This window comes from Streptomyces sp. NPDC101152, from assembly GCF_044768275.1.
GTDB lineage: Bacteria > Actinomycetota > Actinomycetes > Streptomycetales > Streptomycetaceae > Streptomyces.
Genome location: NZ_JBIWPO010000005.1, coordinates 286,556 through 305,571, shown reverse-complemented (window position 1 = coordinate 305,571; position 19,016 = coordinate 286,556). Strand labels below are relative to the sequence as shown.

Sequence of the window (19,016 nt, the reverse complement as noted above, 5' to 3'; positions counted from 1 at the left end):
CGCCCCTTTCGGGGCGCGGGTGCTGTGCGTCAGCCGGGCAGTGCCGCTTCCTTCGGCTCCGCCAGCCGCGGCGCGGGCGGCACCTCGCGGTGCGCCGGGTCCGTGACCTCGCCCACCAGCAGTTCCAGTACGTCCTCCAGCGCGACCAGGCCCAGCACCTTGCCGGACCCGTCGGCCACCTGGGCCAGGTGCGTCGCGGCCCGGCGCATGACCGTGAGGGCGTCGTCCAGCGGGAGGTCGGCCCGGAGCGTCGTCATCGGGCGCCACAGCTGCTGCGGGACCGCCCGCTCGGAGTCCTCCAGGTCGAGTACGTCCTTGACGTGCAGGTAGCCCATGAAGGCGCCGTTGTCGGCGGCGACCGGGAAGCGGGAGTACCCGGTGCGGGCGGTGAGCTCGACGATGCGGCCCGGGGTGACCGACGGCGGGACCGTCACCAGCGACTCGCGCCCGAGCAGGACGTCGGTCACCGGTCGGGAGCCGAGCTCCAGGGCGTCCTCGAGGCGTTCCTGTTCCTCGGGGTCGAGCAGGCCCGCCTGGCCGGAGTCCTCCACCAGCCGGTTGAGCTGCTCGCTGGTGAAGACGGCCTCGACCTCGTCCTTCGGCTCGACCCGGAACAGCCGCAGGATGCCCTGCGCGCAGGCGCCGAGGGCGACCGTGATCGGCTTGCACACCCGGGCGAAGGCGACCAGGCCGGGGCTGAGCCAGAGGGCGGCCTTCTCCGGGGCGGCCATCGCCAGGTTCTTCGGGACCATCTCGCCGATGACGAGGTGGAAGAAGACCACGGCGGCGAGGGCGATGACGTACCCCAGCGGGTGGATCATGCCGTCGGGCAGGTGGATCCACGCGAAGACCGGTTCCAGCAGGTGCGCGACCGTCGGTTCGGCGACCGCGCCCAGGGTCAGCGAGCAGACCGTGATGCCGAACTGGGCCGCCGCCATCATCTGGGGCAGCCGCTCCAGGCCGTAGAGGACCTGGCGGGCGCGTGCCGTGCCGAGGGGTTCGATCTGGCTGCGACGGACGGAGACCAGGGCGAACTCGGCGCCGACGAAGAAGCCGTTGGTGAGCACGAGCAGGGCGGCGAACAGCAGTTGGAGCACGCTCATCGGGCGACCTCCACGACCGGCCCGGTCCGCACCAGGCGGACGCGCTCGGCGCGGTAGTGGCCGACCCGGCGTACCGTCAGCCGCCAGCCGGGCAGTTCGGCCTTGTCACCGGCGGCCGGGATGCGGCCGAGCAGGTCGGCGACGAGGCCCGCGACGGTCTCGTACGGTCCCTCGGGCACGTCGAGGCCTATGCGCTGCAGGATGTCGACGCGGCAGCTGCCGTCGGCGTCCCAGGCGGGCCTGCCGTCCTCCGGCGGGGCGGCCGCCAGTTCGGGCAGGTCCTGTCCGTCGTGCTCGTCGCGGACCTCGCCGACGATCTCCTCGACGATGTCCTCCAGGGTGACCACGCCGGCCGTGCCGCCGTACTCGTCGACGACGACCGCGATGGGCTGTTCGCTGCGCAGCTGGGCCAGCAGGGGCTGGACCGGCAGGGTCTCGGGGACGAGCAGCGCCGGTCGGGCGATGCGGACGACGGGGGTGCGCAGCCGGTCGTGGACGGGGACGGCCAGGGCGTCCTTGAGGTGGACCATGCCGACGACTTCGTCGATCTTCTCCCGGTAGACGGGGAAGCGGGACAGGCCGGTGGCGCGGGTCAGGTTGACCACGTCCTCGGCGGTCGCCGTCGACTGCAGCGCGCTGACCTTCACGCGCGGGGTCATCACGTGCTGCGCGGTCAGCTCGGCGAGCGACAGGGTCCGGACGAACAGGTCCGCGGTGTCCTGTTCGAGCGCGCCGGCCTGCGCGGAGTGCCGGGCCAGGGAGACCAGTTCGCCGGGGGTGCGGGCGGAGGCCAGCTCCTCGGCGGGCTCCACGCCCAGGGCGCGGACGAGGCGGTTGGCGACGGTGTTCAGCGCGGCGATGACCGGGCGGAACAGGCGCGCGAAGACGTGCTGCGGGCCGGCCACGAAACGGGCGACCTGCATGGGCTTGGAGACCGCCCAGTTCTTGGGCACGAGCTCGCCGATCACCATCTGCACGGCGGAGGCCAGCAGCATGCCGACGACGACCGCGACGCCGGAGACCGCGCCCTCGGGGATGCCGACGGCCGTGAAGGGGCCACGCAGCAGTACGGCGAGGGCCGGTTCGGCGAGCATGCCGACGACCAGGGAGGTGATGGTGATCCCGAGCTGGGTGCCGGAGAGCTGGAAGGACAGTTCCTTCAGCGACTCGGCGACCCTGCGGGCGCGTTTGTCGCCCTCGGCGGCGGCCTTCTCCGCGTCCGTGGCCTCGACCGTGACCAGCCCGAACTCGGCGGCCACGAAGAAGCCGTTGGCCAGGATCAGCAGGAGGGCGGCTGCGAGGAGCAGCAGGGGGGTGGTCATGATGCCGCCGCCTCGAAAGCTCGGGAGGGGGCGGCGCAGGTACTACAGGACGATCCGTCCATCGCTGGAGGGAGTCACTCCTCGGGTAGCAGGGGGCCTCTGAGGACCGTGGGGCACATCAGCGGCGAAGGCGCGACGAAAACGCCTCCGCCAACAGATTAATCAAGACATGGGTCTCTACGGCAGATCCCTCGTCGCGTGGGCCTCGGCGAGGGCCCGCAGGGTCCGCGCGTCGGCGATGGCGCGCTCCTTGGCGATACCGGGCTGGATGCCGAGCACGGGCAGGCTGGTGCCGTCGCTGAGGTCGAGGAACACCCAGGGGTCGCCGGGACGCAGGTTCACATGGAGGATCTCGGCCCACTCCAGGTGTCGCCGGCTGACGATGTTGACGACGGTGACGCCGGTCTCGTCGGCGACGACCTTCACCCGGGCGAGCGTCGCGAGGACTCCGAAGAGGACCGCCCCGGTGAAGACGAAACTGAGTCGCTCACCGGGGCTGAGCTGCTCCAGCAGCAGCGCGACGGTCGTGATCACCACGAAGATCGCGACACCGCCGGTGAGCAGCACGGCCCGGGTGCGGCCGGGCCGGAAGGTGACGGGGAGAGCGGACTGGTCGGACATCTCGGGGCTCTCAGAGACGGCAGGCGTGGATGGCCGTGGTCAGGATGGCCCGCGCGCCGATCGCGTACAGGTCGTCCATGATGCGCTGGGCGTCCTTGGTGGGGACCATGGCGCGTACGGCGACCCAGCCCTCGTTGTGCAGCGGGGAGATGGTCGGCGACTCCAGGCCCGGGGTGAGCGCGACGGCCTTCTCCAACTGCTCGACCCGGCAGTCGTAGTCCATCATCACGTACGTCCGGGCCACCAGGACGCCCTGCAGCCGGCGCAGGAACTGCTGCACCTTGGGCTCCTCGCCGTCCGCGCCGGTACGGCGGATGACGACGGCCTCGGACTTCATGATCGGCTCGCCGAAGACCTCCAGGCCCGCGTTGCGCAGGCTGGTGCCGGTCTCGACGACGTCGGCGATGACCTCCGCGACACCCAGTTCGATGGCGGTCTCGACGGCGCCGTCGAGGTGGACGACGGAGGCGTCGACGCCGTGCTCGGCGAGGTGACCCTCGACGATGCCCTCGTAGGAGGTGGCGACGGTGCGGCCCTTGAGGTCCTCGACGCCGTTCGCGGTGCCCGGCTTGGCGGCGAAGCGGAAGGTGGAGCGGGCGAAGCCGAGGGGCAGGATCTCCTCGGCCTCGGCGCCGGAGTCGACCAGCAGGTCGCGGCCGGTGATGCCGATGTCGAGCCGGCCGGAGGAGACGTAGATCGCGATGTCGCGGGGCCGGAGGTAGAAGAACTCGACGTCGTTCGTCGGATCGACGGTGCGCAGTTCCTTGGACTCGCGGCGCTGCCGGTAGCCGGCCTCATGCAGCATCTCCGCCGCAGGGCCTGAGAGGGAACCCTTGTTGGGGACGGCGATGCGCAGCATGAGGTCGGCTTCCTTCGCGTGGGTGTCGTACGGGAACGGTGCGGCTTACAGGTGGGCGTAGACGTCATCCAGGGAGATCCCGCGGGCGACCATCATCACCTGGACGTGGTACAGCAGCTGCGAGATCTCCTCGGCGGCCGCCTCCTTGCCCTCGTACTCGGCGGCCATCCAGACCTCTGCGGCCTCCTCGACGACCTTCTTGCCGATGGCATGGACGCCCTTGCCGACCAGTTCGGCGGTGCGGGAGGTGGCGGGATCGCCGTTGGCGGCCTTGTGCTGGAGCTCGGTGAAGAGCTCCTCGAACGTCTTCTTGGACATGGTGAGCGTCAGACTACGCCACAGGCGGGTTGGCTCAGTGCCACGGTTCAGATACTGAGCGGAGGGTGGCCGCGGTCGCCACTGCCGCCGTCACCGCCTCGTGTCCCTTGTCCTCGTTGGAGCCCTCGAGGCCCGCCCGGTCCAGGGCCTGTTCCTCGTTGTCGCACGTCAGCAGGCCGAAGCCGACGGGCACGCCGGTCTCGACGGAGACCTGGGTCAGGCCCTGGGTGACGCCCTGGCACACGTATTCGAAGTGGGGGGTGCCGCCGCGGATGACGACACCGAGGGCGACGATCGCGTCGTAGCCACGGCCCGCGAGGACCTTGGCGACGACGGGGAGTTCCCAGCTGCCGGGGACCCTGAGCAGGGTCGGCTCGTCGATGCCGAGGTCGCGCAGGGCGCGCAGGGCGCCGTCCACCAGTCCGTCCATCACCTTCTCGTGCCACTGCGCCGCGATGACGGCGACCCGCAGGTCACCCACATTGCGTACGGACAGCTCCGGTGCGCCCTTGCCGCTCACGTTCTCTCGTCTCCTGGATGTGCTGGGGTGCGGTTGCTGGTTACTGGTTGCTGCAGGTGGACACGGGGGCCGCGTCCAGCCAGGGCAGGTCGTGCCCCATCCGGTCCCGCTTGGTGCGCAGGTAGCTCAGGTTGTGCTCGCCCGCCTGTACGGGCATCGGCTCCCGGCCGGTGACCTTGAGCCCGTGGCGCACGAGCGCGTCGGTCTTGTCGGGGTTGTTGGTCATCAGGCGGACGCTCGTGACGCCGAGGTCCTCCAGGATCTGCGCCCCCGCGCCGTAGTCCCGCGCGTCGGCGGGCAGGCCGAGCTCCAGGTTGGCGTCGAGCGTGTCGCGGCCGCGCTCCTGGAGCTCGTACGCGCGCAGCTTGGACAGCAGGCCGATGCCGCGCCCCTCGTGGCCGCGCAGGTAGACGACCACTCCCCTGCCCTCGGCCTGGATGCGCTGCAGGGAGGCCTCCAGCTGGGGGCCGCAGTCGCAGCGCAGGGAGGAGAAGATGTCGCCGGTGAGGCATTCGGAGTGGACGCGGACCAGGACGTCCTCGCCGTCGCCGATCTCGCCGTGGACGAGGGCGACGTGCTCGACGCCGTCGACGGTGGAGCGGTAGCCGTAGGCCTTGAACTCGCCGTGCACGGTGGGCAGGTGGGTCTCGGCCTCGCGGCGGACGGTGGGTTCGGAGCCGCGGCGGTAGGCGATGAGGTCCTCGATGGAGATGATCGTCAGGCCGTGCTTGCGGGCGAAGGGGATCAGCTCGGGCAGGCGCAGCATGCGGCCGTCCTCGCCTGCGATCTCGACGATCGCGCCGGCCGGGCGCAGTCCGGCGAGGCGGGCGAGGTCGACGGCGGCCTCGGTGTGGCCGTTGCGGGTCAGGACGCCGCCGGACCTGGCGCGCAGCGGGAAGATGTGGCCGGGGCGCACGAAGTCGCCCGGCTGGGCGTCGCCGCTCGCCAGCAGTTGGAGGGTGGTCGCGCGGTCGGCGGCCGAGATGCCGGTGGTCACACCGTGAGCGCCGGAGGCGTCCACGGAGACGGTGAACGCGGTTTTCATCGACTCCGTGTTGTCGTCGACCATCTGCGGGAGGTGCAGCCGGTCCAGTTCCTCGCCCTCCATGGGGGCGCAGATCAGGCCGCGGCACTCGCTCATCATGAAGGCGACGATCTCGGGGGTGACCTTCTCGGCGGCGACGACGAGGTCGCCCTCGTTCTCGCGGTCCTCGTCATCGACGACCACGATCGGGCGGCCGGCGGCGATGTCGGCGATGGCCTGCTCGATCGGGTCGAGGGACCAGTCCTCGATGCCGTCCGTGCTGTAGAGAATCGGTGCCGCTGTCATGCCGGCGCTCCTTCCAGAACGGGCTGCGGGGCGTTGCGGGAGCGCAGCCACCAGTCGCGCATGCCCCACAGGACGAGTGCGCCGTAGATGACGTAGACGAAGCCGGAGAAGGCGTAGCCGTTGGCGAAGTTGAGGGGGACGCCGACCACGTCGACGAGGAGCCAGGCGATCCAGAACTCGACCATGCCGCGCGCCTGGGCGTACATGGCGACGACGGTGCCGACGAAGATGTACGCGTCCGGCCAGGGGTCCCAGGACAGGGACGGGTAGGCCTTGAAGAGCAGGGCCACGGCGACCGTGCCGACGGCCGCGGCGCCGAGCATCGCGCCGCGCTCGCGCCAGGTGGCGAACCGCGGGGTGATGTGGCCGTCGGTGGAGCGGTCCTTGGTGCGGTTCCACTGCCACCAGCCGTACAGGGCGACGGTCATGACGACGACCTGCTTGCCGGCGCTGCCGGCGAGATGGCCGTAGAAGGCGATGAACAGGACCAGGCCGGAGAGGAACTGCATCGGCCAGGTCGCCAGCGAGCGCCGCCAGCCCAGGGCGAGGGTGATCAGGCCGAGGATGTTGCCGATCATGTCCGACCAGATGATGTGCTGGCCGAGGAGGGTGAACGCCTCGGAGTTCAGCCAGTTCACTTGTCCGCCCCCTGGGTGCTCGCGAGCAGGCGCTCGACGTACTTGGCGACGACGTCCACCTCGAGGTTGACCGGGTCGCCGGGCTGCTTGATGCCGAGCGTGGTCAGCGCGAGCGTGGTCGGGATGAGGCTGATCGTGAAGTAGTCGGGCCCGGCGTCGACGACGGTGAGGCTGATGCCGTCGACGGTGATGGAGCCCTTCTCGACGACGTAGCGCGAAAGGTCCGCCGGCAGCGAGATCTTGATGATCTCCCAGTTCTCGGACGGCTTGCGCTCAAGGACCTGACCGGTGCCGTCGACGTGCCCCTGCACGATGTGCCCGCCGAGACGGGAGCCGACCGCGGTGGGGCGTTCCAGGTTGACGCGGGATCCCACGGTGAGGGCGCCGAGGCTGGAGCGGTCGAGGGTCTCCGCCATGACGTCGGCGGTGAACTCGTCGCCCTCGTGCTCGACGACGGTGAGGCAGACGCCGTTCACGGCGATGGAGTCCCCGTGCTTCGCGCCCTCGGTGACGACAGGGCCGCGCACGCGGAAGCGACAGGAGTCGCCGAGGTTCTCGACGGCGGTGATCCGACCCAGCTCTTCGACGATTCCGGTGAACACTTCCCGGGTCCTCCTGCCTCATTCGGGCACGGACTCCGGGGCTGTCGAAGACGACAGAAGCGAACGAGGACACCGGGAGCGTCGCCGGACAGACCCGTCCACACGGACGAGCGCTTACGGCGGCGCGCACGAATGCCCGCCCGCCGCGCACTGCCTCCCATCCGGACTTTAACCGTCGGTCCAGGAATTTCACCTGGTCAACCGGCCGCTGGAAGCGGACGGGTCGCGGACTGTAACCGCCGGTTCGGAATTTCACCGACCCCGGAGTGCGCTGCTTCTGGTACAGAGCCAGTGTGCCACGCCTGATCGACGCCCATACGGACGAACGGTGTGGGGTGGCTCACAGAGAGTGTCCCTGTACTTCTCAACGTCCGGCGTCGGAAGGGCTGAACAGCATGGCCACGATCCTGGTGACCGGTGGCACCGGAACCCTGGGCCGGCTCGTCACCGAGCGGCTGCGGGCGGACGGGCACGAGGTACGGGTGCTCAGCCGGCGCACCCCGCCCCACGCCGTAGACCTGCGGCAAGGCGGAGTTGGGCTGGACGCGGCGGTCGAGGGCGTGGACACGGTCGTGCACTGTGCGACCACCCAGACCGGCGGAGACGAGAAGGCGGCCGCGCACCTGATCGCGGCTGCCCGGCGGGCCGGGGTGCGGCATCTGGTCTACATCTCCATCGTCGGGGTCGACCGGGTGCCGTTCCCGTACTACCGGACCAAGCTGGCCGTCGAGAGGATGGTCGCGGAGTCGGGGCTCGGCTGGACGGTGCTGCGGGCGACCCAGTTCCACGATCTGCCGGTGATGGTGTTCCGGGCGCTGGCGAGGCTGCCCGTGGTCCTGCTTCCGGCGGGGGTACGGGACCAGCCGGTCGAGGTGGCCGAAGTCGCCGACCGACTGGCCGAGTTGGCGCGGGGGGCGCCTGCCGGGCGGGCCGCGGACATGGGCGGCCCCGAGATCCGCACCCTCGAGTCGCTGGCCCGCGCGTACCTGCGGGCGTCGGGGCGCAGGCGTGCGGTGCTGAACGTCCCGCTGTGGGGCAGGACGTACCGGGCCTTCCGCGGCGGCGGTCACCTGGCGCCGGAACGGGCCGTCGGAAAGGGGACGTTCGAGGAGTACCTGGAGAGGCAGCGGGGCTGACGGCCCACGTGTGCGGCCGGGTGCTCACCTCTGGGGGGGTGCGAACAGTTCGTCCTGGGCGCGGTCCCGTGCCGTGAGCAGCGCGCCGCGCAGTACGGCTCCGCCGCCCAGGAGGCTCGGCCGCACCTCGGTGGCCAACGGCGACATCCGCCGGACCCGCGCCTCCACCCGCCTGGCCAGTTCCCCGCCGCCGGCCTGCCCGACCTCGCCGCCGAGCACGACACACCCCGGGTCCAGAATCGCCACGACGGAGGCCGCGCCCACGGCCAGCCGGTCGGCGAGCGCGCCGAGGAACCGGTCGGGGGCGGATTCGGGCGCCTCGCCGTCGAGCACCGCAGCCACCGCTCCCCGCACCAGCGCCGCGACCGTCGGCCCGTCCGCGCCGGGCGCCGCGTCGGCCGGGGTTCTCCCCCCGACGCCCGACAGCCCGTGCTCCCGCGCCAGCCCGGCGATCGCCGCCGCCCCCGCCAGCGAGTGGAAGCCTCCCTCGCAGTCCGTCGCCGACGGCAGTGACGGCGTCCCCGGGACCGGCAGGAAGCCGATCTCGCCGGTGCCGCCGGAGGCCCCTCGGCGCAGTTCCCCGTCCAGGACCACCGCGGCGCCCGTGCCGTGCCCGAGCCAGAGCAGGACGAAGGTGTCGCGGTCCCGGGCGGCGCCGTCGCGCTGTTCGGCGAGAGCCGCGAGGTTGGTCTCGTTGTCGATGCTGACCCGGGCCTCCGGGAGCCGTTCCTGGAGCGCCGCGACCAGGCGGCGGTGCCACTCCGGCAGGCCGGTGGAGTCGCGCAGTTCGCCCGTTGCGGGGTCGATCAGTCCGGGCGCGCCGATCCCGACGGTGTGCAGCCGGTCCGCGCCGGCCTCCTTCGCCACCCGTTCCACCAGCGCGACCGCCTGCTCCACGGCCGGCCCCGTCCGGGTGTCGTCCCCGATCGGCACCGACGCCTCCGCGAGCACCCGACCCACCAGGTCGGACACGACCGCCCGGACGCCTTCGGTCCGCACGTCCAGGGCGGCGAGATGCGCGCGATCGGCGACGATGCCGTACAGCTTCGCGTTCGGCCCGCGCCGCAGTTCGCCCGCCTCGCCGACCACGGTGACGAGCCCGGACGCGGTGAGGCGCTCGACGAGGTCGGCGACCGTCGGCCGGGACAGGCCGGTCAGCTGCTTCAACTGCCCTGCCGTCAGCGCGCCCTCCCGCTGGAGCAGACGCAGGGCGAGCCGGTCGTTGATGGCCCGGGCGGTGCTCGGGGATGCGGGCATGCCGGGATCCTTCCAGATCGGCGGGGACGGGCGGCGTGAGGCCCCGGTACCCGTACGGCCAGTAATCCTCTATTTATCAGGCAGGGTTCCTGATAGTTTAGCGGCCGCGAGCGGGAGCGGAGCGGCAACGGGAGGGCCGAGAATGAGTGACGTGGCCGAGGACCGGCACGTGGTGAGGCGGGCCCGGTACGCCGTGGCCGCCGTGTTCACGGTGCACGGAGCCGTCACCGGTTCGTTCGCCACCCGGGTGCCCTGGGTCCGGGAGCACGCCCACCTCAGCACGGGTGAGTTGGGCTTCGCGCTGGCCTTCACGGCCTTCGGCGCCTCGTGCGCCATGCCGCTGGCCGGCCGGATCAGCCACCGCTTCGGCAGTCGTACGGCCCTGCGCGGGCTCCTCGCGATGTGGACACTGTCCCTGGTCCTGCCGTCACTGGCGCCCAACATGCCCACCCTGTGCCTGGCCATGTTCGTCTACGGCGCGAGCGCCGGCATGGCCGACGTCGCCATGAACGCGCTGGGAGTGGAGATCGAGCAGCGCCTCGACAAGTCGATCATGTCGGGGCTGCACGGCATGTGGAGCGCGGGCGCCCTGATCGGCTCGGCCGGCGGCACGCTCGCGGCGCACCTCGGCGCGGACGCCCGCGTCCACTTCGCGCTGGCGGCGCTGACCCTCACGACGCTCGGCCTGCTGGCCTGCACCTGGGTCCTCGACGTGCACCCGGCGCAGGACGAGGAGCCGCCGCCACGGTTCGCGCTGCCACCGAAGTCCGCCCTGTTGATCGGCGCGGTCGGCTTCTGCGCGGTGTTCGCGGAGGGCGCGAGCCTCGACTGGTCGGCGGTGTATCTGCGCGACCAACTGGACACCTCGGCGGGCCTCGCGGCCGCCTGCACCACCGGCTTCATGCTCACCATGGCGGTGGCCCGGCTGGTCGGGGACGCGGTGGTCAACCGCTTCGGCGCGGTCCGTACGGTCCGGGCGGGCGGCGTCTGCGCGGTCCTCGGCGGGCTGCTGATCGTCGTCGCCGGGGCTCCTGCCGTGGCGATGGGCGGGTTCGCACTGCTGGGTCTCGGCATCGCCGTGGTCGTGCCGCTGTGCTTCGCGGCGGCCGGGCACAGCGGCCCGAACCCGAGCCAGGCCATCGCGGGGGTGGCGACCATCACGTACACCTCGGGCCTGATCGCGCCGAGCCTGATCGGCGGGGTGGCACAGGCGTCGAGCCTGGTGGTGTCCTTCATGCTGGTGACCGTGCTGGCCTGCGGTCTCGGGGCCTTCGCGGGGGTCCTGCGGACCGGCGAGCGCAGCCGGCCGAAGATCAGTCCGCCGAGCGCAGCAGTTCCCGACCCGCGGCCCTGAAGGCGTCGCCGGCCGCGGTCCGGTCGCCCGGGGGACAGTGCGGGCGCGACCGGGGCTTCGGCGGTCACGGGTGGGGCTCCTGGGCGTCAGGGTGAAGCGGTGGGGGCGCTCCATCCTCAGCGGACGCCCAGGAGCCCCGGTCGGGAAGGCCGCCCTGGTCAGCCCGCTATGGAGTCCAGTTGCTCGGCCGCCGGGCGCAGCGCCCAGAGGTCACCGCCGGGGGGTGCCTCCAGCTTCGGGAGGGCCCGCTGGGCGGCCCGGTCGCCCGCGTCGGCCGCCGCGTGCACCACGTCGCTCGCCGCGTACCGGTGGAACTCGAGCTCCGGATACGACCACGCGGCGGCCCCGGTCGCGGCCGGCAGCAGGAAGTCCACGGCCCTGGACACCTCCTGCCCGGCCGGACCCTGGTAGGCCCACAGGTTCACGCCGACGTGCCGGCCGATCGCCGCGAGCCGGGTGTACGCGACCAGGTCGAAGGTCGAGTAGTGCCAGCTGCGGGTCCTGGCCAGTTCCTGCGGCTGGCCGCCGTCGGCGGCGATCTGCGCCGCGACGCGCTTGGCGCGCGCGTCGAGGACCGTTCTACGGGCCAGCGCCCGGTCGCCGGTCGCGTAGGCGAGGGCGGCGAGCTGCATGTCGTAGAAGGTGCCGTGGTTGTTGGCGGCGGCGCCCTCCTCCTTGCCGAAGTCGCTGTTCTCCAGCCAGCCGAGGAAGTCGGCGTTCCACTTGCCCATCGCCGTGCGGTCCTTGGCGCTCCAGCCCGGGGCGCCGGTGGCGAGGAGGGCCTGGGCGTCGAGGACGCTGGTGTACGACTGGGAGAAGTCGATGATGCCGATGGAGCGGCCGTCGTACTTGCACGGGATGAACTGGGCGTGGTTCAGGTTGGGGTTCATCCGGGTCGCCGGGTCCAGGAACCAGGTGCGCAGGACCTGCGCGGCCTTCTCGGCGTACACCCGCCTGCCGGTGTAGTACCAGGCCAGTGCGAGGTCGTACGTCGAGCTGAAGACCTTCCCGGCGTCCAGGCGGTCGGTGCCGCTGTCGACCTCGGGATTGCGCTGTCCGTCCCGCTGAACGTAGGGGCAGCCCCAGGGGTTGTCGGCGGTCGGTGTGGTGGTGGGCCACCAGTAGGGGGCCTGGCTGAGGTAGTCGTGGACGTCGCCGCCGGGGGCGGGCCTGGGTTTGTCGACGACCGTCCACGGCCCCTGGTTCAGCCAGGCGTCGGCGCGGGTCGTCAATATCCGCAGCTTTTGGCGGAGTCGGGGATCACCCCGGTGGAGGCGGACTTTCGTCTGCTGCAGTCGGGCGCCGTCGAGGACGGCGGTGTCGGGGACCTTGGGGCTCGCGTGCGCGGAGGGGACGAGGGCGGCTCCGATGGTCACCACCGCGGCGAGCCGCACGGCCGCGCGGGATCTTCCACTCATCTGGCACTCCGATCCATCGAACGGACGGTCAGAAATGTGAACGTGGTTCATGAGTAGGGTCGTGTGAGCCTAGAACCCCGAGGTATCCGTGACAATGGTCCGGACAGGACTTCATGTACAGAGAACACAGCTGTGCTGCTGGACGAGGGGACGTGCTCCTACGACGAGGCCAAGTCGTAGGCGTACGACGGGCTGAACGTCCCCGCCGCCCCCTTGCACCCGTCCGACTCCCCCGGCAGCTTCACCCACAGGTAGGCGTCGATGCGCGCCTCACCGGTGCCGAGCGTCGGGGTCCGGCCGATTCCGCGGCCGGCCGGGTCGCACCACTGCCCGTCGGCCGGAGCGCCGTTGCCGTTGCGGCTGGTGTCGATGACCGCGCCGAGGCCCGGGGGACCGCCGAGGTCGGTGAGGACCGCGCGGTCGTAGGCCGTCTCGTCGGACGTCGTCTGGAAGTTGGAGACGTTGCTGAAGATCCCGTCGGAGGAGTCGGCCGAGGCGGCACCCGCCTGCTTCAGCAGGGCCGCCTGCTCACCGGCCGGGTGCCAGCCGGAGTGCCCGGCGTCGTAGTACACCCGGGCCTTCGGGTCGGCGGACTTCAGGACGCGGCCGGCGCGGGCCAACGCGGCGAAACGGGCGGCCCTTTGGGCGTCGGACAGGCAGTCGGACAGGGCGATCGAGTCCGGCTCGAGGATGACGACGACCTCGCCGGAGCCGAGCCCCGCCGTGAAAGCGTCGATCCAGCCGTCGTACGCGGCGAGGTCCGGCGCCCCGCCCTGGGAGGCGCCCCCGCAGTCCCGGCCGGGGATCGCGTACGCCACCAGCACCGGCACCCGGCCCTGCGCCGCCGCCGGCGAGGTGACGGCGCGGACCTGGGAGGCGATGGTCGCGGTCGTGGGGTCGGAGAACCACACGGCGGCCGGCTCGTCGGCGATCCGGGACTCGATGAGCGAGGTGCGGGGGTCGCCGGGGTGAGCGTGGACCCAGTCGAGCACCTGGGAGCCGGGGAACCGGTAGAGACCGCCGGCGGGCGCGGTCGTGGTCTCCCGCTTCTTCTCCGTCCTGGTGGGCGAGGGAACAACGGTCCGCGGCGAACTCGGGGTGGGCGAAGCCGACTTGACGGCCGTCGGGGCCACGGCCGACCGCTCCAGCCGCGGAGCAGGGCTCACCCCCGGTTTCGCCGCCTCGGCGCCGCGTCCGTCGGCCAGGGCGGACATCATGCCGGTCGCGGCGCCGACGGCGACCACGACGGACGCGACGGCGACCATGACCCCTCGGCGGGCGGCCCGCCTGCGCTCGGCCCTGCGAGCGGCCAGCCGCCGGGCGCGCAAGCCTGACACCGTCCTGGTCCCCTCCCCCACGGCGCGTTCCCCCGTTCTGGGGAAGCGTCGGGCCCGCCGGCACTCCCGCCGGCCCGGGACTGGGACGCTTCCCCCATGGCGCAACTGGAACACTTCACCACATCCGTAGACACGGTCGTCTCCCGGATGCGCGCACTGGACGCGGAACTTCCCGAGCGGGACGGCGTCGCCGTCTTCAACCGCGTCTACCTCGCCGTCACGGAGTCGGTGGACCGGCAGATCGACGCCGGGCGGTTCGCGGACCGGCGGGCCGCGATCACGCTGGACGTTCGGTTCGCGGAGCGCTATCTCGCGGCCGTGGACGCGGTCACCGAGGACCGCCGTCCGCCGGCGTGCTGGCGTCCGCTGTTCCAGTTCCGCCGCCATCCCGAGGTACGCCCGATGCAGTTCGCGCTGGCGGGCATCAACGCGCACATCGGCCACGACCTGGCGCTCGCCGTGGTGGACAGCTGTCGTAGCCTGGGCTGCGAACCGGCCGACCTGGAGGACGAGTTCGAGCGGGTGGGCGACATCCTCGTCTCGCTGGAGGAGCGCGTCCGCGAGGACCTGATGCCGGGTCCCGACCTCCTGCAGATCGCCGACCCGCTCACCCATCTGCTCGGTTCCTGGAGTCTGGAGCGCGCCCGGGACGCCAGCTGGTCGGCGGCCCGGGCCCTGTGGGCACTGCGCGGACTCCCGGACCTGGCCGAGGAGTTCACCGATCGGCTGGACACCGCGGTCGGCTTCGCGAGCCGCATGCTGCTGACCCCGCTGCCGGACTGAGCTGCTCGTCGGCCGGTACAGGCAACTTGCCCTAGTCCTCGGGCAGTTCGACGGGTGCGATCTCGTCGTAGACGTCGCCGGGGCCCGGGTTGGCCGGGTCGGTCTCGCCGCCCAGGTGGTGCATGACGCCCCACACTGCGTTCAGCGCGGTCTGGATCGCGCCCTCGGCCCAGCCGGCCGTCCAGGAGATGTCGTCGCCGGCGAGGAAGATGCCCCGCTTGTCCTCGGGCAGCCGGTCCTGCACGAAGTGTGTGAACAGGCGCCGCTGGTAGCGGTAGTGGCCGGGCAGGTTGGCCTTGAACGCGCCCATGAAATAGGGCTCGTTCTCCCAGGAGACGGTCACCGGGTTGCCGATGATGTGCTTCCTGATGTCGACCTTCGGGTAGATCTCACGGAGCGACTTGAGCATGACCTCCATGCGCTCCTCGGCGGACAGCGGCAGCCACTTCAGACTGTCGTCGCACCAGGTGTACGACAGGCAGATCACCGCCGGCCGGTCAGGCCCGTCGTCCAGCAGATAGGTCCCGCGCGTCATGCGGTCGGTGAGGGTCATCGACATGACGTCCCGGCCGGTCTCCTCGTCCTTGTCCAGCCAGAACGGCCGGTCCACGGGCACGAAGAGCTTGCTGGACTCCATGTAGTGGGTGCGCTCGATGGCGGTCCAGTGGTCGATCGGGAACAGCGAGTCGTCGCAGGCGATCTTCGACAGCAGCATCCAGGACTGCGCGGTGAAGACCGCCGCCTTGTAGGTGCGGATGTCGCCGTTCGCGTCGGTCACGGTGATCCGGTTGCCCGCGGTGCGGTGCAGCCGGGTCACCGCCGGGCGGGGCTCGCCGTTCACGTGCAGGCTCGCCAGCGAGGTGCCGTACGGCCAGTGGACGAGCTTCTCGGGCCGGCGCTCCCACAGACGCAGCGGCAGTTGCTGGGAGCCGCCGACGATGCCGCGGTGGTGGTCGTCGGCCTCGGTGTAGACGACGCGCAGGATCTCCAGGATGGAGTTGGGGAAGTCGGTGTCCCAGCCGCCGGTGCCGAAGCCGACCTGGCCGAAGATCTCGCGGTGCCGGAAGGACTTGAAGGCCTCGGAGTCGCAGAGGAAGCCGTAGAAGGTCTGGTTGTCGAGCTTCTCGACGAGCCGGGACCAGATCTCCCGGATGCGCGGCACGTCCCGCTCGCGCAGGGCGCGGTTCATGTCGGTGAAGTCGGCGCCCTCCTCGAGGCACCGGTTCCAGGCCTCGGCCACGTCGCGGTAGACCTGCGGGAGGTCGTCGATCGTCTCCGCGTAGTGCGACTCGCCCTTGAGGTCGACGACGGTCGACGGGGTCGCCTCGGCGAGGGGGTTGGGGAAGGGCCGGGTCTCCAGTCCCACCAGGTCGATGTAGTGCTGCAGGGCCGTGGAGGACGGCGGGAAGCGCATCGCGCCCATCTCGGCGGTAAGACCCTCGGTGTCGGGGCCGTCGAAACCGACGGTCCGCAGCCGTCCGCCGATCCGGTCGGCCTCGTACACGACCGGCTTCAGGCCCATCTTCATCAGCTCGTAGGCGGCCACGATGCCGGACAGTCCGCCGCCGACGACCGCGACCTCGGTGCCGTGCTCGGTCGCCGGTATCTGGCCGAGGCCCGCGGGGTGGGCGAGGAAGTCGTCGTACGCGTAGGGGAAGTCCGGGCCGAACATGGTGATCGGCGGCAGCTGCTGCTCGTCCGCATGCTCGACGGCGTTGGGCACGGTGGACGTCATGGGGTACGGACTCCTTGCACAGACAGGGCGTTGGGGGTGTTTCAGACCAGGGACCCGTACAGACCGGGGCGGCGGTCCCTCAGGTACGGGTTAGCCTCGCGGGAGGCGGCGAGGAAGGCGGGGTCGACGTCGGCGACCACCAGTTCCTCGGCGCGGCCGGCGCGGGTGCGGGCGATGCCGTCGGGGCCGGCGAGGGCCGAGAGCCCGAAGAACTCGAACTCGCCCTCGTGGCCGACCCGGTTGACGTAGGCGACGTACATCTGGTTCTCCCAGGCGCGCACCGGCACCATGGCCTCGGCGACGAACTGGAAGGGGTGCATGTTCGCCGTCGGTACGAGAAGCAGGTCGGTGCCGGCCAGGGCGTGGGCGCGGGCGTTCTCGGGGAACTCGACGTCGTAGCAGATCATGAGGCCCACGGTCAGGCCGCCCAGCCGGGCCTGGACCAGCGACTGCTCACCCGGGGTGAAGTGCTCGCGCTCGGCGGGGCCGAAGAGGTGGGTCTTGCGGTAGTTGGCGAGACGTGTGCTGTCGGCGGAGATCAGCTGCGCGGAGTTGTGGACCCTCTCGCCGTCCCGCTCCGGGTAGCCGTAGACGAGTGCCAGGCCGTGCCGGGTGGCGATGTCGGCGACCGCGTCGGCGGACGCGCCGTCGGCCGGCTCGGCGAGGCGCGCGATGTCGTCTCCGATCGCGTACCCGGTCAGGAACATCTCCGGTGCGGCCAGCAGCGCGGCCCCGGCGGCGGCGGCTCGGCCCGCGGCCGCGTCGAGGACCTTGAGGTTCTCGGCGACGGATCCGGGGCGGCCGGAGCTCTGGAGCAGGGCGGTGCGCATGCGGGGTCCTCACCGGTACGGAAGCCTTCGGGGGTCACTAAGACGGTACGGTCGCTGGGCTGCGACCAGCAAGAAGAAGCCGTTGCGCGCCGATGGGCGGTTCGTTGCGTGCGACGGCCGTCCGACGGCGATTCGTTGCGCCACCGGTGCTGGTGGCCACGTCACCGGCGGTCGCGTGCGCGGAGGGTCAACAGCAGGGCCGTCAGCAGATACGGCAGCGCGGACAGGGTGAACGCGGTGGCGTGGTCGGTTCTCGTCACGATCGCCGCGTATCCGGCGTACACGGCGACCGTCAGCAGGTCGGTGCCGAGGCCGGCGACGGAGGTGAGGGTGGCCCGGCCGGTGTCCTCGATGCGCTGCTGGAGGCGGACGTCGGCGAGGACGGTCGCCAGCTGGAAGCCGCCGAAGGCGAGGGCCACCAGGCCGAGGGCGACCGGCGTGCCGGCCGCGGCGCCCGCGGCGAGGGCGGCGGCCGCTCCCCCGAGCAGCAGGGCGAGGCCCTTCGCGCCGAGCCGTTCGCAGCGTCCCGCGAACAGACTGCCGGCCGTCGCGGCCGCCCAGACCAGCAGGAGCAGGAAGGGGACGCGCGCCTCGGACACCCCGGTCTCGCGCACCAACAGGGGCGTGTACTCGTCCAGCGCTCCCCATACGGCGGTCACGGCCGGCACGAGCAGGACGGCTCCGCGCAGTGAGCGCTCACGCCGGATCTCCCCGAGCCCGGCCCTGAGGGCCACGACCCAGCCCTCGTCCTCGTCCTCGGCCGTCGCCCGGTGCTCCGGGAACCGGGTCGCCAGGACGGCGCTCGCCAGGCACGCGAGCACACTCGCCGCGCCCACGGCCACGAAGCCGCCCCAGGCGAGGACCGGCCCGGCGGGTCCCGTCGCCGACATGACCGCGACCAGCCCCGCCGCACGGGACCGGCCCATGGTCCGGGCGTAGCGCTCACTCTCGCCGAGCCGCTCCAACTCCTCGAAGACCAGCGCCTCCAGCGCGCCGGAGACCAGCGCTCCCCGCGCGCCCCACAGCACGAAACCGAGGGCGAAGGACCAGTACGACGGCACGAGCACCCACAGCGCGAAGCCGACGGCGGTGAGCAGGGGGCCGAGCACGAGCAGCAGGCGCCGGGAGACGGCGTCGGCCCAGGCGCCGGAGGGCACCTCGAGGACGACTCCGGTCACCGACCAGATGACGAAGAGCGAGGAGATCTGCCAGACGGACAGGCCGGTGTCGCTGAACAGCAGCGCGTACACCGGGTACAGCAGGACGAAGTCGTCCAGGAACGCGTAGCCGTACAGCGTGGCCGTGATCCGGCGGGCGCCGGTGGTGGAGGATCAATGTCGCCAGGTCATGTCACCGATGGTAGGCGGACTCCGGCGGGCCCGTCTCCCGGTTTACGTGGGTGAGCCGGAGGAGAAGCGGCGCAGCAGCGGGGACAGCACGAGCACGGACTTGGTGCGCTCGACGAAGGGCTCCCCGGCGATCCGCTCCAGCACGCGCTCGAAGTGGCGCATGTCGGAGGCGAAGACCTGCACCACGGCGTCCGCGTCACCGGTGACGGTGGAGGCGGCGACGACCTCCTGGTACCGCTCGAGGCCGCGCCGGATGGTCTCCGGCGAGGTGTTGTGCCGGCAGTAGATCTCGACGAACCCCTCGGTCTCCCAGCCGAGGGCCGACGGGTCCACCCGGACGGTGAAGCCGGTGATGGCGCCGGTGGCGCGCAGCCGGTCCACGCGCCGCTTCACGGCGGGCGCGGACAGGCCGACCAGGTGCCCGATGTCCGCGTAGGAGCGGCGGGCGTCCTCGGCGAGGGCGTGCACGATGCGTTCGTCGAGATCGTTCAGCACTGCGGGTCG

At 71.7% G+C, this 19,016-nt stretch carries 19 protein-coding genes and 1 riboswitch; of the genes, 3 read left to right on the top strand and 16 right to left on the bottom strand.

Translation table 11 applies throughout. The features are described from left to right. Nucleotides 1-29: 29 nt before the first annotated feature. The 9 genes from ACIRVK_RS09495 to ACIRVK_RS09455 form a co-directional block, all read right to left on the bottom strand. Nucleotides 30-1,103: a hemolysin family protein gene (locus tag ACIRVK_RS09495; RefSeq protein WP_404244861.1), complete on the bottom strand. Its 1,074-nt coding sequence runs from the start codon at nt 1,101-1,103 to the stop codon at nt 30-32. Beyond that, the gene (locus tag ACIRVK_RS09490; protein WP_404244860.1) at nt 1,100-2,425 is read right to left on the bottom strand and encodes a hemolysin family protein; all 1,326 of its coding nucleotides are present in this window, start codon (nt 2,423-2,425) and stop codon (nt 1,100-1,102) included. Before ACIRVK_RS09490 ends, ACIRVK_RS09495 begins: the two co-directional genes overlap by 4 nt. Nucleotides 2,426-2,602: 177 nt before the next feature. After that, nucleotides 2,603-3,046, bottom strand: a complete 444-nt coding sequence (locus tag ACIRVK_RS09485) for a PH domain-containing protein (RefSeq protein WP_404244859.1) — start codon at nt 3,044-3,046, stop codon at nt 2,603-2,605. A gap of 10 nt (nt 3,047-3,056) precedes the next feature. Continuing rightward, nucleotides 3,057-3,905 (bottom strand): ATP phosphoribosyltransferase, encoded by an 849-nt coding sequence (gene hisG, locus ACIRVK_RS09480; protein WP_404244858.1) that lies wholly within the window; start codon nt 3,903-3,905, stop codon nt 3,057-3,059. A 45-nt stretch (nt 3,906-3,950) separates the two neighbouring features. Further along, entirely contained in the window at nt 3,951-4,223 is a 273-nt protein-coding gene (locus ACIRVK_RS09475) for a phosphoribosyl-ATP diphosphatase (RefSeq protein ID WP_031486114.1), read from the bottom strand. Nucleotides 4,224-4,257: 34 nt separating this feature from the next. Next, nucleotides 4,258-4,743 (bottom strand): 6,7-dimethyl-8-ribityllumazine synthase, encoded by a 486-nt coding sequence (gene ribH / locus ACIRVK_RS09470; RefSeq protein ID WP_404244857.1) that lies wholly within the window; start codon nt 4,741-4,743, stop codon nt 4,258-4,260. 40 nt (nt 4,744-4,783) lie between these two features. Continuing rightward, nucleotides 4,784-6,073, bottom strand: coding sequence for a bifunctional 3,4-dihydroxy-2-butanone-4-phosphate synthase/GTP cyclohydrolase II (locus tag ACIRVK_RS09465; protein ID WP_404244855.1), 1,290 nt, complete (start codon nt 6,071-6,073; stop codon nt 4,784-4,786). Continuing rightward, nucleotides 6,070-6,711 (bottom strand): nicotinamide riboside transporter PnuC, encoded by a 642-nt coding sequence (pnuC, locus tag ACIRVK_RS09460; RefSeq protein ID WP_404244853.1) that lies wholly within the window; start codon nt 6,709-6,711, stop codon nt 6,070-6,072. The genes ACIRVK_RS09465 and pnuC overlap by 4 nt, the downstream gene beginning before the upstream one ends. Beyond that, nucleotides 6,708-7,313: a riboflavin synthase gene (locus ACIRVK_RS09455; RefSeq protein ID WP_404244852.1), complete on the bottom strand. Its 606-nt coding sequence runs from the start codon at nt 7,311-7,313 to the stop codon at nt 6,708-6,710. Before ACIRVK_RS09455 ends, pnuC begins: the two co-directional genes overlap by 4 nt. Before the next feature lie 143 nt (nt 7,314-7,456). Next, a riboswitch (FMN riboswitch) is annotated at nt 7,457-7,587 on the bottom strand. Between the two features lie 121 nt (nt 7,588-7,708). Here ACIRVK_RS09455 and ACIRVK_RS09450 point away from each other — a divergent pair. Beyond that, nucleotides 7,709-8,449, top strand: a complete 741-nt coding sequence (locus ACIRVK_RS09450) for an SDR family oxidoreductase (RefSeq protein WP_404244851.1) — start codon at nt 7,709-7,711, stop codon at nt 8,447-8,449. A 24-nt stretch (nt 8,450-8,473) separates the two neighbouring features. On the opposite strand, the gene ACIRVK_RS09445 is transcribed toward ACIRVK_RS09450, so the two are convergent. Further along, the gene (locus tag ACIRVK_RS09445; protein WP_404244850.1) at nt 8,474-9,706 is read right to left on the bottom strand and encodes an ROK family transcriptional regulator; all 1,233 of its coding nucleotides are present in this window, start codon (nt 9,704-9,706) and stop codon (nt 8,474-8,476) included. Between the two features lie 142 nt (nt 9,707-9,848). On the opposite strand from ACIRVK_RS09445, the gene ACIRVK_RS09440 reads away from it, so the two are divergent. Further along, on the top strand, nt 9,849-11,060 hold the full coding sequence (locus tag ACIRVK_RS09440) for an MFS transporter (RefSeq protein ID WP_404244849.1): 1,212 nt from the start codon (nt 9,849-9,851) through the stop codon (nt 11,058-11,060). A gap of 158 nt (nt 11,061-11,218) precedes the next feature. Here ACIRVK_RS09440 and ACIRVK_RS09435 read toward each other — a convergent pair whose 3' ends face one another. Next, nucleotides 11,219-12,478 (bottom strand): alginate lyase family protein, encoded by a 1,260-nt coding sequence (locus tag ACIRVK_RS09435; protein ID WP_404244848.1) that lies wholly within the window; start codon nt 12,476-12,478, stop codon nt 11,219-11,221. Nucleotides 12,479-12,636: 158 nt separating this feature from the next. Beyond that, a complete protein-coding gene (locus ACIRVK_RS09430) occupies nt 12,637-13,743 on the bottom strand; it encodes a glycoside hydrolase family 6 protein (protein WP_404244945.1) in 1,107 nt (368 codons plus the stop codon). Between the two features lie 168 nt (nt 13,744-13,911). Here ACIRVK_RS09430 and ACIRVK_RS09425 point away from each other — a divergent pair, with 168 nt between their 5' ends. Next, nucleotides 13,912-14,598: a DUF5995 family protein gene (locus tag ACIRVK_RS09425; RefSeq protein WP_404244847.1), complete on the top strand. Its 687-nt coding sequence runs from the start codon at nt 13,912-13,914 to the stop codon at nt 14,596-14,598. 31 nt (nt 14,599-14,629) lie between these two features. Here ACIRVK_RS09425 and ACIRVK_RS09420 read toward each other — a convergent pair whose 3' ends face one another. The 4 genes from ACIRVK_RS09420 to ACIRVK_RS09405 form a co-directional block, all read right to left on the bottom strand. Beyond that, a complete protein-coding gene (locus tag ACIRVK_RS09420) occupies nt 14,630-16,333 on the bottom strand; it encodes a flavin monoamine oxidase family protein (protein ID WP_404244846.1) in 1,704 nt (567 codons plus the stop codon). 41 nt (nt 16,334-16,374) lie between these two features. After that, nucleotides 16,375-17,163 (bottom strand): carbon-nitrogen hydrolase family protein, encoded by a 789-nt coding sequence (locus ACIRVK_RS09415; protein WP_404244845.1) that lies wholly within the window; start codon nt 17,161-17,163, stop codon nt 16,375-16,377. 161 nt (nt 17,164-17,324) lie between these two features. Then, nucleotides 17,325-18,470, bottom strand: coding sequence for an MFS transporter (locus ACIRVK_RS09410; RefSeq protein WP_404244943.1), 1,146 nt, complete (start codon nt 18,468-18,470; stop codon nt 17,325-17,327). 84 nt (nt 18,471-18,554) lie between these two features. After that, nucleotides 18,555-19,007: an Lrp/AsnC family transcriptional regulator gene (locus ACIRVK_RS09405; protein ID WP_404244844.1), complete on the bottom strand. Its 453-nt coding sequence runs from the start codon at nt 19,005-19,007 to the stop codon at nt 18,555-18,557. Between the last annotated feature and the right edge of the window lie 9 nt (nt 19,008-19,016).